The 13,524-nt window shown below is 60.9% G+C and carries 16 protein-coding genes; all 16 read left to right on the top strand.

Annotation, left to right across the window (positions count from 1 at the left end; all coding sequences use genetic code 11):
• Positions 1–4 precede the first annotated feature (4 nt).
• The 16 genes from ACFMBG_RS07115 to ACFMBG_RS07040 all read left to right on the top strand — a co-directional run bounded on the left by ACFMBG_RS07115 (position 5) and on the right by ACFMBG_RS07040 (position 13,524).
• The gene (locus ACFMBG_RS07115; RefSeq protein ID WP_421054009.1) at positions 5–418 is read left to right on the top strand and encodes a hypothetical protein; all 414 of its coding nucleotides are present in this window, start codon (positions 5–7) and stop codon (positions 416–418) included.
• Positions 415–843: a DUF1064 domain-containing protein gene (locus ACFMBG_RS07110; protein ID WP_421054008.1), complete on the top strand. Its 429-nt coding sequence runs from the start codon at positions 415–417 to the stop codon at positions 841–843. The genes ACFMBG_RS07115 and ACFMBG_RS07110 overlap by 4 nt, the downstream gene beginning before the upstream one ends.
• Before the next feature lie 4 nt (positions 844–847).
• Entirely contained in the window at positions 848–1,426 is a 579-nt protein-coding gene (locus ACFMBG_RS07105; protein ID WP_421054007.1) for a hypothetical protein, read from the top strand.
• Positions 1,427–1,560: 134 nt separating this feature from the next.
• Positions 1,561–2,793 carry a DNA (cytosine-5-)-methyltransferase gene (gene dcm, locus ACFMBG_RS07100; RefSeq protein WP_421054006.1) on the top strand — a complete coding sequence of 411 codons (1,233 nt, stop codon included), beginning with the start codon at positions 1,561–1,563 and terminating at the stop codon, positions 2,791–2,793.
• The gene (locus tag ACFMBG_RS07095) at positions 2,786–3,241 is read left to right on the top strand and encodes a very short patch repair endonuclease (protein WP_421054005.1); all 456 of its coding nucleotides are present in this window, start codon (positions 2,786–2,788) and stop codon (positions 3,239–3,241) included. The genes dcm and ACFMBG_RS07095 overlap by 8 nt, the downstream gene beginning before the upstream one ends.
• Before the next feature lie 18 nt (positions 3,242–3,259).
• Entirely contained in the window at positions 3,260–4,492 is a 1,233-nt protein-coding gene (locus ACFMBG_RS07090; RefSeq protein WP_421054004.1) for a type II restriction endonuclease, read from the top strand.
• Between the two features lie 204 nt (positions 4,493–4,696).
• Positions 4,697–4,945, top strand: a complete 249-nt coding sequence (locus ACFMBG_RS07085) for a hypothetical protein (protein WP_421054003.1) — start codon at positions 4,697–4,699, stop codon at positions 4,943–4,945.
• A gap of 42 nt (positions 4,946–4,987) precedes the next feature.
• Complete coding sequence (locus ACFMBG_RS07080; RefSeq protein ID WP_421054002.1) at positions 4,988–5,719, top strand: lysozyme; 732 nt, start codon at positions 4,988–4,990, stop codon at positions 5,717–5,719.
• Positions 5,716–6,159, top strand: a complete 444-nt coding sequence (locus ACFMBG_RS07075) for a bacteriophage spanin2 family protein (protein WP_421054001.1) — start codon at positions 5,716–5,718, stop codon at positions 6,157–6,159. Before ACFMBG_RS07080 ends, ACFMBG_RS07075 begins: the two co-directional genes overlap by 4 nt.
• A gap of 116 nt (positions 6,160–6,275) precedes the next feature.
• Positions 6,276–6,830, top strand: a complete 555-nt coding sequence (locus tag ACFMBG_RS07070) for a terminase small subunit (RefSeq protein WP_421054000.1) — start codon at positions 6,276–6,278, stop codon at positions 6,828–6,830.
• Entirely contained in the window at positions 6,827–8,773 is a 1,947-nt protein-coding gene (locus tag ACFMBG_RS07065; RefSeq protein ID WP_421053999.1) for a phage terminase large subunit family protein, read from the top strand. Before ACFMBG_RS07070 ends, ACFMBG_RS07065 begins: the two co-directional genes overlap by 4 nt.
• Positions 8,774–8,786: 13 nt before the next feature.
• Positions 8,787–9,311 carry a hypothetical protein gene (locus ACFMBG_RS07060; RefSeq protein WP_421053998.1) on the top strand — a complete coding sequence of 175 codons (525 nt, stop codon included), beginning with the start codon at positions 8,787–8,789 and terminating at the stop codon, positions 9,309–9,311.
• Positions 9,308–10,909, top strand: coding sequence for a phage portal protein (locus ACFMBG_RS07055; protein ID WP_421053997.1), 1,602 nt, complete (start codon positions 9,308–9,310; stop codon positions 10,907–10,909). The genes ACFMBG_RS07060 and ACFMBG_RS07055 overlap by 4 nt, the downstream gene beginning before the upstream one ends.
• Positions 10,836–12,914 carry a phage major capsid protein gene (locus tag ACFMBG_RS07050; RefSeq protein WP_421053996.1) on the top strand — a complete coding sequence of 693 codons (2,079 nt, stop codon included), beginning with the start codon at positions 10,836–10,838 and terminating at the stop codon, positions 12,912–12,914. Before ACFMBG_RS07055 ends, ACFMBG_RS07050 begins: the two co-directional genes overlap by 74 nt.
• 68 nt (positions 12,915–12,982) lie before the next feature.
• The gene (locus ACFMBG_RS07045; RefSeq protein ID WP_421053995.1) at positions 12,983–13,213 is read left to right on the top strand and encodes a hypothetical protein; all 231 of its coding nucleotides are present in this window, start codon (positions 12,983–12,985) and stop codon (positions 13,211–13,213) included.
• Complete coding sequence (locus ACFMBG_RS07040; RefSeq protein ID WP_421053994.1) at positions 13,213–13,524, top strand: head-tail joining protein; 312 nt, start codon at positions 13,213–13,215, stop codon at positions 13,522–13,524. Before ACFMBG_RS07045 ends, ACFMBG_RS07040 begins: the two co-directional genes overlap by 1 nt.

Below are 13,524 nucleotides of genomic sequence, written 5' to 3'. Positions count from 1 at the left end.
GACCATGGCAATCACCCCCTTGAAGCATATTACCCGCGAAACGCTCGCGCCGCTGTGGAACCGTCACGACATCCCCACAGAGCGTATAGCCGCCGCGCTGGGCGTGACCCGCCAGGGGCTCAGCTACAAGGCGAAGACGCTGGGTCTCTCCAGTCGTGCGAAGGTGCGAAAGCGCTTGGTGGACGATGAGACCTTCACCCGAATGTGGAACGCAGGCGTTTGCTCCACGGAAATGGCGGAGCATTTCGGGTACACCCATCGGTCGGCCATCGGCACCCGGCGCCGGAACCTTGGCCTGCCTGCGCGCACCAGGGGGCGGGGCGGCACCAATCATGGCGGCTGGCAGCAGACGATCAGCCTCGCCCAGTTCTTTGAGGCGGAACTGGCCGAGGCAATGCGGGCAGAAGCACAGAAATGAAAGGCAGCTTGATGACCGAGCGGATGACGGCAGAACAGTATCGTGAAGCACACCAAAAACCGGCAGGTGAGGATCGTCGCCGAGTGCGGGGGACCCAGCGCACTACCACGGCCGATGGGATCACGCATGACAGCAAGACAGAGGCCCAGCGCTGGGCAGAATTGCTGCTGCTGCAGGAGGCGGGAGAAATTTGTGGCCTGCGCCGACAGGTGGAAATTCCCCTTCATGGCAGGGATGGACCCATCATGACGGACGGCGGAAAGCAGCAGCGCGTTTACCGGGCTGATTTCACCTATGTAGACAAGCGGCTTGGCTGCGCGGTGATCGAGGATCGCAAGGGGCACGAAACTGACGTGTTTAAACTGAAACGGGCCATACTGCTCGCTCAGGGCATGGAGATCCTCGTGAGCCGTGCGAAGGGCTGAATTGATGGGGGAACTTCAGAACCTCGAAGCCGAGAACCGCCAGCTCCGCAAGTTGTTGGTAGAAGCCCAGCGCGCTGGGCGCCCCGCGCCACGAAAATCTTCAAAGCGGTCTGTCGAAATGCAGCTCGAGCTGCCGGAGGTGGCCCGCTATCCTCTGGCCGAGTTTGCTGCATCGCGTGGTCGCAATGTGCCGCTGCCGGAGACCGTCGCCGAGATTGCCGAGGTGATTGGTCGTGGCAATGCCGTTCGCTTGGTCGAGGGTACACGCGCCAAAGGCAGCCGGAAATGGCGGCGCCAGCTCTATGTGCCTGGAGAGATGCACGTTGAACATCGGATTGCGAAGATGATCGGCCGCGAGGCAGCAGACCTTCTGAGCCACAGTCACGCGAATTGCATCATTGAACTGCCAAGCTGCTTTGCGCTGCGCAAAGCATACATGGCTGACCATGCGTTGCTCCTTTGGGATACCGGGGCGTCACTCGATGAAATCGCCCGCGAGATGGGCGTCGAGCAGAAGACCGCAAAAAGATTGCTGGATGATGCGGAGTACTGGCGAGCTCGGTTGGTTAGCGAGGGCGGCTAAGGTCGCCCCGGCCATGTCAGGCAAAAACTGACTGGAGTTAGCTGAATGTTCTTGCGTGTTGGGGTGAAATCTCGCACCTTGTCAAAAAAATACCCAGAGGAAGTTTCGTCTTTCTGGTCGAGCGAGGATAACAGATGAATGAATTTGAACTTCTGCTTCAGAAGGCCGGACTGTCGGTTTCTGAAGCGGCTGAGCTGCTTGGTTACTCCGAAGGTCATGTATATCGCTGGAAACGTGGTGATGAACCGGCTCGCGAAGCGGTTCTCAAAGTCCTGCGAATGACTGTCGATGCCAAGAGGCCGTCAGAAGGCGCACCAGCGTTCTCGTTCATTGATCTTTTCGCAGGGATAGGCGGGTTGCGCAAGGCTATGGAAAGCATAGGCGGCCGGTGTGTCTTTACGTCCGAGTGGGACCGGTTCGCTCAGCAGACATACGATGCAAACTATAAAGATAACCGCCCAATCGAAGGTGATATTCGCGAGGTCGACGCAGATAGCATCCCGGAACATCAGGTGCTCGTGGCGGGCTTTCCTTGCCAGCCGTTTTCTATCGCTGGGGTGTCTAAGAAAAACGCACTCGGTCGTGCGCATGGCTTCGAAGATGAGACACAGGGGACGCTGTTTTTCGACGTATTGCGCATCCTTCAGCATCACAGGCCAGCAGCGTTCCTGCTTGAAAATGTTAAGAACCTGCGCAGCCATGATAAGGGCCGTACATTCGAAGTGATTATGCGAAAGCTGCGGGATGAACTTGGATATTTTGTGCCTGAACCGCGGGTCATTGATGCGGCACACTTCGTACCTCAGCACCGGGAACGTATCGTCATTGTCGGCTTCCGAAAAGACGTACCCTTTAGCTTCGATGACGTCTCACTCCCGCCTTATGGCATCAAGCGCATGCGGGATATTCTACACCCGGAAGATGGCACCGAAGATCCGGAAGGACATTTCACGCTGGGCAACGACGCGATCGTCAACAGCAAGTACACGCTGACTGACAAACTTTGGGCTTACCTGCAAAATTACGCTGCGAAGCATAAGGCCAAGGGAAACGGGTTCGGGTTTGGACTTGTCGATGGGGATAGTATCGCTCGGACGCTATCAGCCCGGTACTACAAAGACGGCTCAGAAATTCTTGTTAGCCGCGGCGAAGGTAAGAACCCCCGACGGCTCACACCCAGAGAATGTGCCCGTCTGATGGGCTATCCGGAAGATTTTCAGATCCCCGTATCTGATACGCAGGCCTACAAACAGTTTGGCAATTCCGTCGCAGTGCCCGTGTTCGCCGAGGTTGCGCGAGCTATGGAGCCGCACATCAGGCATCTGATTGAAGAAGAGCAAAAAATCCCGGTAGCTGCTGTTGCCTGATGTACACGACAAGGCAACGCGCAGCCGGAACATGGCAGCCATCCGTGGCAGCGATACCAAACCAGAAATGATTGTAAGGCGCGGGCTTCATGCCCGCGGCTTTCGTTTCAGGCTTCATGCTAAAGACTTGCCGGGCAAGCCAGACCTGGTATTGCCGAAACATCGAGCGGTAGTACTCGTTAACGGCTGCTTCTGGCATGGTCACGACTGCCCGCTCTTCAAGTGGCCAGCGAGCCGTGAGGAGTTTTGGCGTGACAAGATCCGAACAAATGTTGAACGCGACTTCAGGAACAGGAAGGCACTAAAGGCCAAGGGTTGGCGTGTGGCAGTTGTTTGGGAATGTGCTCTGAAGGGAAAGGGTAAAATGGTCGCGGGAGATGCGATTGACTCTCTCTCCCAATGGTTGCTGACTGCCGACTCGGAGCTCGTGATTGAGGGGTTCCGCTGAACTGAAGGAGTAGAACGTTTGTCGGGCCGTGGATTTCTATCGAAATACTTTATTGGTGCTGCGGCGAAAAGCCTTAGGGGAACTGAAGTCGATCCCAAAGTCTCGCGGGGGCATGAGTTCCAGGGCGTGGATGTCTTCCGAGCATTTGTCGGCACACCTACTGGCCGTGAAACTATCCCTGTCACCTACCTTTGGATGGATGACAGCGGAGAGGATCCGGTAAGCCTTGAGCTGACCGGAACCTGGTATAATAGCCGAAAACGACAGCCGCACCGTTCACCCGAATACCGCCTTTATTATCCTGCTGCGGCAGAACCCGTCGTTTATCGTGCCAAGGAAAACGATACGCTCTTCCTATGTATGACGGCGGACCGGAAGGTTCTGGCCATACTGTGTCCGTTAGGCAGTTCGATTGAGCAGAAGTTGCTCTGGCTGTTTGGTCTAACCCTGACCAGCGACTTTGAGTTGTCTCAGCGAGATATTGTGGGGGAAGGGGGACGTGATGTCGATTTCGCAGCACGATTTGTCCTAGAGGAAATCGGCATTGAACCTGAGGAAGCAACGCCAGCCGCGTTCGAGCAACTGCTGAAAAAGTTCGGATTGGTTTTTCCGCCTACAGCCAAGCTCTCCAAGTTCGCGAGAGACACGCTGAAGGATGTCGATCCTGTGGCTGAGCCGGACAAGACCTTGATGGCATGGATGGAACACGAAGAAGCTTTGTTCCGCCACATGGAAAAGGAAGTACTGGCAGAGCGTTTGAGAACAGGTTTCGTATCGGGAAGCGATGTAGATGTGGACGGTTTCCTGAAGTTCTCACTTGGCGTACAGAACCGTCGGAAGTCCCGGGCGGGCTATGCTTTCGGCCACCATATCGAGGCTGTATTGCAGGCAAACGCAGTACGCTACAAGCGTGAGGCGACTACCGAAAAACGGAACGCAGCGGACTTTCTGTTTCCTGGCGAAGCAGAGTATGCGGACCTGGCATTTCCTGCGGCCAGGTTGACTATGCTTGCGGCCAAGACGACCTGTAAAGATCGCTGGCGGCAGGTTTTGGCTGAGGCCGATCGAATCCAGGAAAAGCATCTGCTGACGCTTGAACCGGCAATTTCAAGAACGCAGACCGATGAGATGCTAAAGCAGAGCCTCAGGTTGGTGCTGCCGCAAGCGATACACCAATCATACCACGAAGATCAGCAAAGCTGGCTTCTGAGCGTGGAAAACTTCCTCGAAGTGGTTCGGAGCAAAGAGTAAAGGTGCCTTTGGTGCGCCGCCTAATGCAGATCGGAGCCTGATTTCCTCAGGCTCCGTTTCGCGGCTTCAATCATTCATCCAGTCAAAGTTGAAGCAAGCCGCATTTTGCCCGCAGAATTTTGACTGAACATTCAGGGAAAAGTGCCATAGGCAGTTTTTTCCGCTTTGCGCGACTGTGCTCAAAACGAGCACAAGGGCGCGCCGATGACGCTACACGAACGCATTGAACAGGCAACGACCGGGCTGGCAGTCGCTGCGGTTGCCGCCGTTGCCTCTGGTGCTGTCTGGCTGGTGCGTCGCATCTTCACAAACCAAAAACAGATCGAGTTGCTGCAGCAGTCTCTCGAGGCACGTGATCAGCTTCGCGAAGAAGACCGCGCGGGCTGGGCTGAGGTGCGTCAGGACGTGCGCGAAATGCGTGGCGAGATCCGCGAAATCCTTCATCGAAAGTGATCGGGCAATGCCCCGGTGCCGGGGTGAAAGGAGAGCTTTGCCATGAAACTTATTGAAAACTGGAAACAAACAGCCAAAGGCGCATGGTCGGTTCGGCTGATCGCCCTGGCGTGCATCATGTCGGCGGTGCCGGTGTCTGTCTCGCTGGTGTCTCCTGGCCTCTTGGGCATCGATCCCATCGTTTTCGCCGCGCTGGCCGCCCTGGCTAACGCGATGGCGATCCCGGCGCGACTGATCGCCCAGGCGGGTTTGACTGATGTATTGCGGGAGTTCCGAGCGGATGACAGTGGGGCGGTTTCCCGGCGCAGCGTCGGCGTCCTGGGCGCTGGCGGCGTTGCGCTGGCTGCAGCCGTCACCTTTGTCGGGCAATGGGAAGGTTTGCGCACCTCCGCCTATCAGGACTTGGTGGGCGTCTGGACGGTCTGCTATGGCAAGACGAAAGGGGTTCAGCCTGGCGACAGCTACACCAAGGCGGAATGCGATCAGATGCTCGCGCAAGAAATCGGGCGCTATGAAGCCGCATTGGACCGCTGCCTTACGGCCGACGTGCCGGTTGGCATGAAAATTGCCCTTGTATCCTGGACCTACAATGTCGGGCCGGGCGCGGCTTGCCGCTCGACGCTGGTGCGTAAGGCAAATGCGGGCGACCTGGTCGGCGCCTGTCAGGAGCTGCCACGCTGGAACCGGGCCGGTGGCCAGGTGTGGCAGGGACTCACAAACCGGCGGCTGTCTGAACGCAACATGTGCCTTGAAGCGGTTGCAAGGGCGGCATGATGCGCTTGCTGCCGGGCCTTTGTCTCTGTCTAGCTCTGGCGGCCTGTGGCTCACTCGCCGGGAAACTGGCGGGCGCTATCGGAGGCAGCCCAAACTTGGCAGCGAATGTGCAGGCCGGGCGCACCAACGCGCAAACGGTGGGGCAGGCCGTGTTCTCCGATCAACGGATCATCCGCCCGCAAGCGCGCAGCATTGAGCAAAGCGAAGGCCGCACGAGCGTGCGCAGCGAAAGCGTTCAAACCATCGTGGTGCAAGAAGATCCGCCGCCTTGGCTGCTGCTGGTAGCCTTGGCTGGCTGGCTGTTGCCGACGCCTTCGCAGATCGGCAGCGCAGCTTCGTCCGGCTTCCGCCGGATGCTTTCGCGGGTCCTTCCCAAGGGGGAGCACCATGTGGGTATGCGTATGCGCAGAAAATCATTTGTGCGTGGGGCCGGGGGATAGGGTTGTTTATTATTTAGATCGCGCAAGTTGCTGACAGAAAACGAACAATCGAGCTGAGAAAGTAAAATTGCGAGTTTCCGGCCCAGTTGGGCGGTTTCTATTTGCCGGGGGCGTAAGTGGCTGTGAATAAGAAGAAAGTACGTGGCAGAGAAGTAAACCGCGCGGATCTTGCGGAAATCAACGGTGTGTCGCTGCCAACCGTCGACGAGTGGGTGCGCCGTGGTTGCCCGGTGGTGCAGCGCGGCGGGCGCGGCCGGGCCTGGAAGTTCAACACCGCCGAGGTGCGCAGCTGGCGGGATGATGACATCCGGGCGCAGGCCGACCATGGCCCCAGCGCCACCAAGGAACAGCTGATCCTGCGCAAGCTGGCAGCCGAGACCGAACAGGCCGAGCTGGACCTTGCCAAGGCTCGGGAACAGGTGGTGCCGGTCGAGCAGCTCGAGCGCGCCCTGCAGAAGGCTTTTGGCGAGGTGCGGGCAGGCCTGCGCAATGTGGTGCCGAGCCGGGCTGCCCGGCGCCTGATCGGCGAGACCGACGAAACCGCGTTCAAGGAAGTGTTGCTGGAAGAGGTCGATCAGGCGCTGACCGCGCTGGCCAACAATGATCTGATCTTCGAGGAAGACATTGAAGGCGGCGAGGACGAAGAGGACAAGGGGGCGAAAGGTGAGTGAACGCCCGGGCTGATTTTTCCAATGCCCGCGCGGTCATTCGCGCATCGCGCCGGGCCCGCGCATTCCTGCGGCCGCCGCCCAAGCTGAAACCTTCGGAATGGGCCGAGGCGAATATTCAGATCCCGGTCGGCAATGCCGTGCCGGGCCCGCTGCGGTTCGACAATGCCCCATATCAGAGGGAGGTGGTCGACATGACGGCGGATCCGCGTTGCGAGCGGGTCACCCTGATGTGGGGTGCGCAGGTGGGCAAGACGCAGACGGCGCTGGCGGCGCAGGCTTATCGGATCGCCTTTGACCCGGTGTCGCAGATGATGATGCAGCCGAGCCAGGGCGACCTTACCACCTGGCTTGAAACCAAGTTCAACCCGCTGGTCGACGCCAATACCGATATGCAGGAGCTGATCGCCAAGCCGCGCGGGCGGGATGGCGTCAACAACCAGCGCATGAAGAGCTATCCGGGCGGGTTTCTGATGTTCAGCTGGTCGGGGTCGCCGAAGACAATGCGCGGCCGGTCGGCGCCCTTCATCGTCTGCGATGAAACTGATGGCTATGACCGGACCCAGGAAGGCCACCCGGTGGGGCTGCTGTGGCAGCGGGCGGCGACCTTCGGCGATCAGCGGCTGCTGCTGGAAATCAGCACCCCGACGCTCAAAGGGGCAAGCTGGATCGAGACCGCGTTTCTAGAAGGCGATCAGCGGCATTTCAATGTGGCCTGTCCGCACTGCGGCCATGTGCAAACCCTCAAATGGTCGCAGGTGGATTGGGACAAGGACGAAAACGGCGAGCACCTGCCCGAGACGGCAACCTACCTTTGCGAGGGGGAGGGCTGCGGCACCGCTTGGAATGACGGGGAACGGGTGGCGGCGATCCGTAACGCCGAGCGCGAGGGCGGCGGTTGGATCGCGAAGAAGCCGTTTCGGGGTCATGCCTCCTATCACCTGTCTGAGCTGTACAGCTGTTTCCGGCGGCTGAAAGACATCGTGCAATCCTTCCTCGACAAGAAGGCCGCGGGCGATCTGCAGACATTCGTGAACGTGTCGCTTGCCGAGACCTGGGAAGAGGAAGGCGACCGGCTCGAGTCTGGAGTGCTGATGAAGCGGGCAGAGGAATTTTCCGCACCGGTGCCGATGGGTGCCGGTGTGCTGACCGCTGGCATCGACATGCAGACCGACCGCCTTGAGGTCGAGGTGGTTGGCTGGGGGGTGGGCGAAGAATCCTGGTCGGTCGACTACCGAACCTTGTGGGGCGACCCGCTGCTGCCGGATGTCTGGCAGGAGCTTGACGATCTGCTGTCTGAGACCTGGAGCCATGAAACCGGCACCGAGCTGCGGATCTCTGCCGCCTGTCTCGATACCGGCGGCACCACCGGCGGCTATACACAGGCGGCCTATGATTACGCCCGAAAGCGGCTGGGCCGGAAGGTGTTTGCAATCAAGGGGGTCGGCGGCTGGGGCCGCCCGATCGTCACGGCGCCGACGAAGATCCGGCAACGCGGCGAGCGCCCTGTGCATTTGCACCCGATCGGCGTGGACGAGGCAAAGGTCGTGGTGGCGCAGCGCGCGCGGATCTCGGAACCGGGCAAGGGTTATTGCCACTTTCCGCTTGGGCGCGATCCGGCCTGGTTCGACATGTTCACAGCCGAGGCGTTGCGCACCCGTTTTGTCAAAGGTTTCGCCGTGCGGGAATGGCACAATGTGCGCCCGAGAAACGAGGCCTTTGACTGCCGCGTCTATGCCTATGCCGCGCTGCGCATCCTGAACCCCAACATTGCCCGCCTGGTGCGCGCCCTGGAAGAGCAGGGCCAGGAGGTCGAGGACACCCCTGCGGATCAGTCTGATCCGGTGCCAGACGGAAAACCGCCAGAGGCACCGGAGGCGCCGACAGGCGAGCCTGCGAAAAAGCGCGGTTGGGCGGCCAAGCGGCGTCGGCGGCGCAGGCACTGAATAGGGCGAGAACGTGGGCGGAATTCCAAAGGAAATCGGGGCGGGGCTGACCTTCCGCGCGGTGGTTGCGCTGCCGAATCTGCCAGCGCCAGAGTGGTCGCTGACCCTGCACCTGCGGGGCAATTCGGTCGTGGATCTCGCCAGCAGCGCGGAAGGTGTCGACCATCTTTTCGAAGCCGCCGCAGCGGTCACCGCGGCGTGGCAGCCCGGGCGCTATGCCTATGAGATCCGGGCGACGGACGGCTCGTACGTGCGCCGGGTCGAACGTGGCGAGCTGATCATCGCCCCGGACCTGTCTGCACAGGGCGAAAACTTTGACAGCCGGGATCATGTTCAGAAGGTGCTGGATGCGATCGAGGCGGTGATCGAGAACCGCGCGACCATCGATCAGCAAAGCTACCAGATCAACAACCGGTCATTGCAGCGCACGCCGCTGAGCGAGTTGCTGCAGCTGCGCGCCCGCTATCGCGCCGAGCTGGCCGCGAAAAAGAACGCGCGCCGGGGCTTTGGCCGCGTCATCAAGGTTCGGATGCGATGATCAGAAACTGGTTCAAGCGATCAGCGCCGGTCGAGGCGCAGCAAGACCGCCGCACGCCGCCGATGCTGATGGCGCCGCGCCGCAGGGGGCAGCGCATGTTTGCCGCGGCCGAAACCGACCGCATGACCAGCGGCTGGACCAACACGCCCATGCCTGCGGATCAGATTATCCGCCGCAATTGGCGGGTGCTGGTGGCGCGATCGCGCGAGCAGGCAGCCAATAACGGTTATGCCAAGGCCTTCAAGGCGAGCGCGCGCCGCAACCTGATCGGCCAAAAGGGTCTGGTGCTGCAGGCGCTGGTGTCCGAGGGCGATGGCAAGCCGGACGCAGGCGCAAACAAGGCAATCGAGACGGCTTGGCTTAACTGGTGCAAGGCTCGCAACTGCGACGTGAAAGGCCGCCGCACCTTCCGCCAGATCCAGAAAACTCTGGTGAACGGTCTTTGCACCGATGGCGAGTTCATGGTGCGCCTGGTTTATGGGCGCGATGCCGGACCTTGGGGCTTTGCTCTGCAGGTGCTCGATCCGGTTCTGTGCCCGGTGGATTTCGACGAGGAAAAGCGGCCCGGCGGCCGCTTCATCAGGGCCGGGATCGAATACAGCAAGATGGGCCGTCCTATGGCCTATTACTTCACCACGCTGGATCCGTCGCAGGCAGATTACCACTATTCCGGCCGGGCGTTCATCCGGGTGCCGGCCGATGAGATCATCCATTGGTTTGAAGAAGATTTCGTGGGCCAGAAACGGGGCTTGCCCTGGATGGCCACGGCGCTGTTGCGCATGCGTCAGCTGGGCGAGTTCGAACGCAGCGCCCTGAACAACGCCCGCGAAGGCGCCAACAAGGTCGGCGTGATCGAGTGGGATGAGGGCTATGGCCCGGCGATCGAGGATGGCGAGGAAGGCGAAACCTTCGAAGAGATCGAATTCGAAAGCGAGAGCGGGATCTACCATCAGATGCCCGGCGGCGCGCGCATGAAGAAGGTGGAAAGCCAGTATCCGAATGGCGAGCTGGCGGTCTTTTCTAAGCACATGCTGCGCGGCGCGGCGTCTGCGCTCGGAGTTGCCTACAATGATCTGGCGAATGATCTGGAAGGCGTGAACCTGTCGAGCATCCGGCACGGGGTGCTGAGTGAGCGCGACCAATGGCAGGAATTGCAGGAAAGCCTGATCGAGGCCTTCGCGCTGCCGGTCTATGAACAGTGGCTGGCACATGCGCTTTTGAGCAACCGTATCACTCTGGATAACGGATCTCCGCTGCCCGCAGCCAAGCGGTCGAAGTTCATGGCGGTGCGGTTCCAGCCGCGGCGCTGGCAATGGATCGATCCGGCCAAGGACGTGAAGGCTGACGCTGAGGCCGTCGACAATCTGTTCAAGTCCCGCGGCCAGGTGATCCGCGAGCGCGGCCGCGACCCGCGCGAGGTCTACGGCGAGATCGCCGCGGACATCGCGGCCATGCGGGAGGCCAAAATTCCCGAAAACGTCATCGAGGCGTTGATCTCAGCAAAATCCAAAGGAGGGCAGGGCAATGGCCAAGCAGCCGACCCAGAAGCCGGAAACGCCGGTGAAGGGGCCGACCAGGGAAATCCGAACACCGGCTGATCTTGTCGGGCGCACCCTGACCCGTGGGGTCACGCCGGAACAGATCAATGCGCGGGCCGAGGGAGGTCTGCGCCGGGCTGGTGAGGTTCGCGAGATCGATCAGGAAAGGCGCACGGTTGAGCTGGCGTTTTCCAGCACGACACCGGTGCGGCGCTGGTTCGGTGATGAAGTGTTGTCGCATGAGCCCGAAGCGGTCCAGCTCGATCGCCTGCTCGACGGCGGCGCGGTTCTGGTCGGGCACGATTGGGATGATCAGATCGGTGTCGTCGAAAGTGCGCGCATTGATGCGGATGGCGTCGGCCGCGCAGTGGTGCGGTTCGGCCGCAGCTCGCGCGCTGACGAGATTTTTCAGGACATCATCGACGGCATCCGGCGGCATGTGTCGGTTGGCTACCGGGTGATGAGGATCGAAGAGGAACACCGCGAGGCGGAGCCGAACCTGGTGACCGTCACGCGCTGGGAACCCTACGAGATCTCGATCGTGCCGGTTCCCGCGGATCCCAGCGTCGGGGTGGGCCGGGAACTGGAAATTCCGCCAGAGGGCGGCAGCCCCGCGGAGCGGCAAGCTGCGGGAGAAGTTACGGGCGCGGAAACCCAGCCCGCGGATACTCATAAAAGGGATAGTGAGATGAAAACGATCATCACCCGCGACGCCGAGGGCAATCTGGTCCGGGCTAAAGTGGACGCAGACGGCAAGATCGTCGAAGTGGTCGAGGTGCTCGAGCGTGCCGGAGAGGCTGAGACTGCAATCGTGCAGCGCGCACAGGAGCAGGAAGCGACCCGCGTGCGCGAGCTGACCGAGCTTGGCCGCGAATACAACGCGCCGGATCTGGCAAGCGAGATGATCGCGGAACGGCGCGGTGTTTCGGAGATGCGCGAGCGTCTGCTCGACCATCTGCATCAGCGCAGCACCGAAAATCGCCAGATCAACGAGCGCGGCGGCATCGGCCTGACCGATGGCGAGGCAGAGCAGTTCTCCTTCTTGCGGGCCATCCGTGCTTTGGCCAACCCGTCCGACCGGTCGGCGCAGGAGGCGGCAGCCTTTGAATTCGAGGCCTCGGACGCCGCAGCGGATGCGCAGGGCCGCGATGCCCAGGGCATCATGGTGCCGATGGAGGTTCTAATGCGTGCGCCGCTGAACACCGGCAGCGGTGGCGCCACTGCAGCGGATACCGGCGGGAACACCATTGCAAACCCGCTGCTGACCCAGAGCTTCATCCAGATGCTGCGTAACCGCACGATCCTGCTGCAGCTTGCGATGCCGCTGATGGGGCTGGTGGGCAATCCGGACATCCCGACCCAGGAAGGCGGTGCGACCGGTTACTGGATCGGCGAAGACGATGAGGCAGCCGAGGATCTGCTGAGCCTCGGGCAGCGCCAGTTCTCGCCGAGGACCGTTGCGGCCTATTCTGAGATCACCCGGCGCACCCTGAAACAGTCCAGCATGGATATCGAGGCGCTGGTGCGCAGCGATCTGGCGCTGGCTCTGGCGACATCGCTGGATCTTGCGGGCTTCTATGGCACGGGCACCGGCGATCAGCCGCTGGGGATTGCCAACACCAATGGCGTCAACGTGGTCGATTTCGGTGGCGCTGCTTCGGGCGGCGGCACGGCTCTGCCGACCTGGGCGGAGGTGATCGAAATGGAAAGCCAGATCGCCGCAGCCAACGCGGATGTGAACCGGATGGCCTATGTGCAGAACGCCAAGATGCGCGGCCACTTCAAGAGCACTCAGAAATTCTCGGGCACCAACGGGGCGCCGATCTGGGAGAGCGACAACACCGTGAACGGCTATCGCGGCGAAGTCACCAATCAGATTCAGGATGGCGACGTTTTCCACGGTGATTTCGGCAACGTTCTGGTCGGCATGTGGGGCGGGCTCGACATTACCGTCGACCCCTACACCCACAGCCGCCGTGGCCGCCTGCGCATCGTCTGCATGCAGGATGCCGACTACGTTCTGCGCCACCCGGCAGGCCTCTGCTACGGCACCGACGCCAGCTAACCTGCAGTGATCTTTTGCCCCGGCCAGTTGTGTCCAGGGCGATTTCCCCCGGAAGAGGACAAGAGACTATGAGCGACCAGAAAAAGCCCCAGAAAAAGACCTATACCGTCACCAGCGCATTCGTCTGGGACGGCGGGATCAAGAAATCCAAGGCCACCGTCGAGCTGACCGCTACCGAAGCCCATGGCCTGATCAAGCGCGGCAAAGTCGAAGCGCCGGGCGCGGTCAAGGGCAAGGCTTCGGCCGCCAAGAAAGAACCGGCAGCCAAGTCGGGTGAAGGCGAGGGCGGCGCAAGCTGATGCCTGCACCTTCCTGGGAAAATGCTGACGCCTTCCTGCAGCTTGATGATTTCGCCATCGAGGCGACCGTCACGCCGCAGGGGGGCGTTTCCCGTACCATCCGGGGCATCTTCGACGATCCGTATCTGAACGCCCAGCTCGGCGAGTATGAGGCCGACGCCAGCGACCCGCGCCTGACCTGCAAGGAAACGGACGTGGCCGATCTGGCTGAGCAGGACCAAGTGCAGATCGGGGCAAAAAACTATTACCTGCTGACCGCACCACAGCCGGATGGCACCGGCTTTGCGGTTCTGCGCATGGCCGAGGACTGA

The sequence above is a fragment of the Leisingera coralii genome, from assembly GCF_049056525.1.
GTDB classification, from domain to species: Bacteria; Pseudomonadota; Alphaproteobacteria; order Rhodobacterales; family Rhodobacteraceae; genus Leisingera; species Leisingera coralii.
The sequence above is the reverse complement of the archived record's forward strand: the minus strand, read 5'-3'. Positions and strand labels throughout refer to the sequence as shown.

Bases quoted from the DNA above. Each gene is read 5' to 3' on its own strand.
- dcm (WP_421054006.1), top strand. From the start codon at position 1,561: ATGAATGAATTTGAACTTCTGCTTCAGAAGGCCGGACTGTCGGTTTCT.
- ACFMBG_RS07110 (WP_421054008.1), top strand. From the start codon at position 415: ATGAAAGGCAGCTTGATGACCGAGCGGATGACGGCAGAACAGTATCGT.
- ACFMBG_RS07115 (WP_421054009.1), top strand. From the start codon at position 5: ATGGCAATCACCCCCTTGAAGCATATTACCCGCGAAACGCTCGCGCCG.
- ACFMBG_RS07055 (WP_421053997.1), top strand. From the start codon at position 9,308: ATGATCAGAAACTGGTTCAAGCGATCAGCGCCGGTCGAGGCGCAGCAA.
- ACFMBG_RS07080 (WP_421054002.1), top strand. From the start codon at position 4,988: ATGAAACTTATTGAAAACTGGAAACAAACAGCCAAAGGCGCATGGTCG.
- ACFMBG_RS07050 (WP_421053996.1), top strand. From the start codon at position 10,836: ATGGCCAAGCAGCCGACCCAGAAGCCGGAAACGCCGGTGAAGGGGCCG.
- ACFMBG_RS07105 (WP_421054007.1), top strand. From the start codon at position 848: ATGGGGGAACTTCAGAACCTCGAAGCCGAGAACCGCCAGCTCCGCAAG.
- ACFMBG_RS07085 (WP_421054003.1), top strand. From the start codon at position 4,697: ATGACGCTACACGAACGCATTGAACAGGCAACGACCGGGCTGGCAGTC.
- ACFMBG_RS07075 (WP_421054001.1), top strand. From the start codon at position 5,716: ATGATGCGCTTGCTGCCGGGCCTTTGTCTCTGTCTAGCTCTGGCGGCC.
- ACFMBG_RS07040 (WP_421053994.1), top strand. From the start codon at position 13,213: ATGCCTGCACCTTCCTGGGAAAATGCTGACGCCTTCCTGCAGCTTGAT.
- ACFMBG_RS07045 (WP_421053995.1), top strand. From the start codon at position 12,983: ATGAGCGACCAGAAAAAGCCCCAGAAAAAGACCTATACCGTCACCAGC.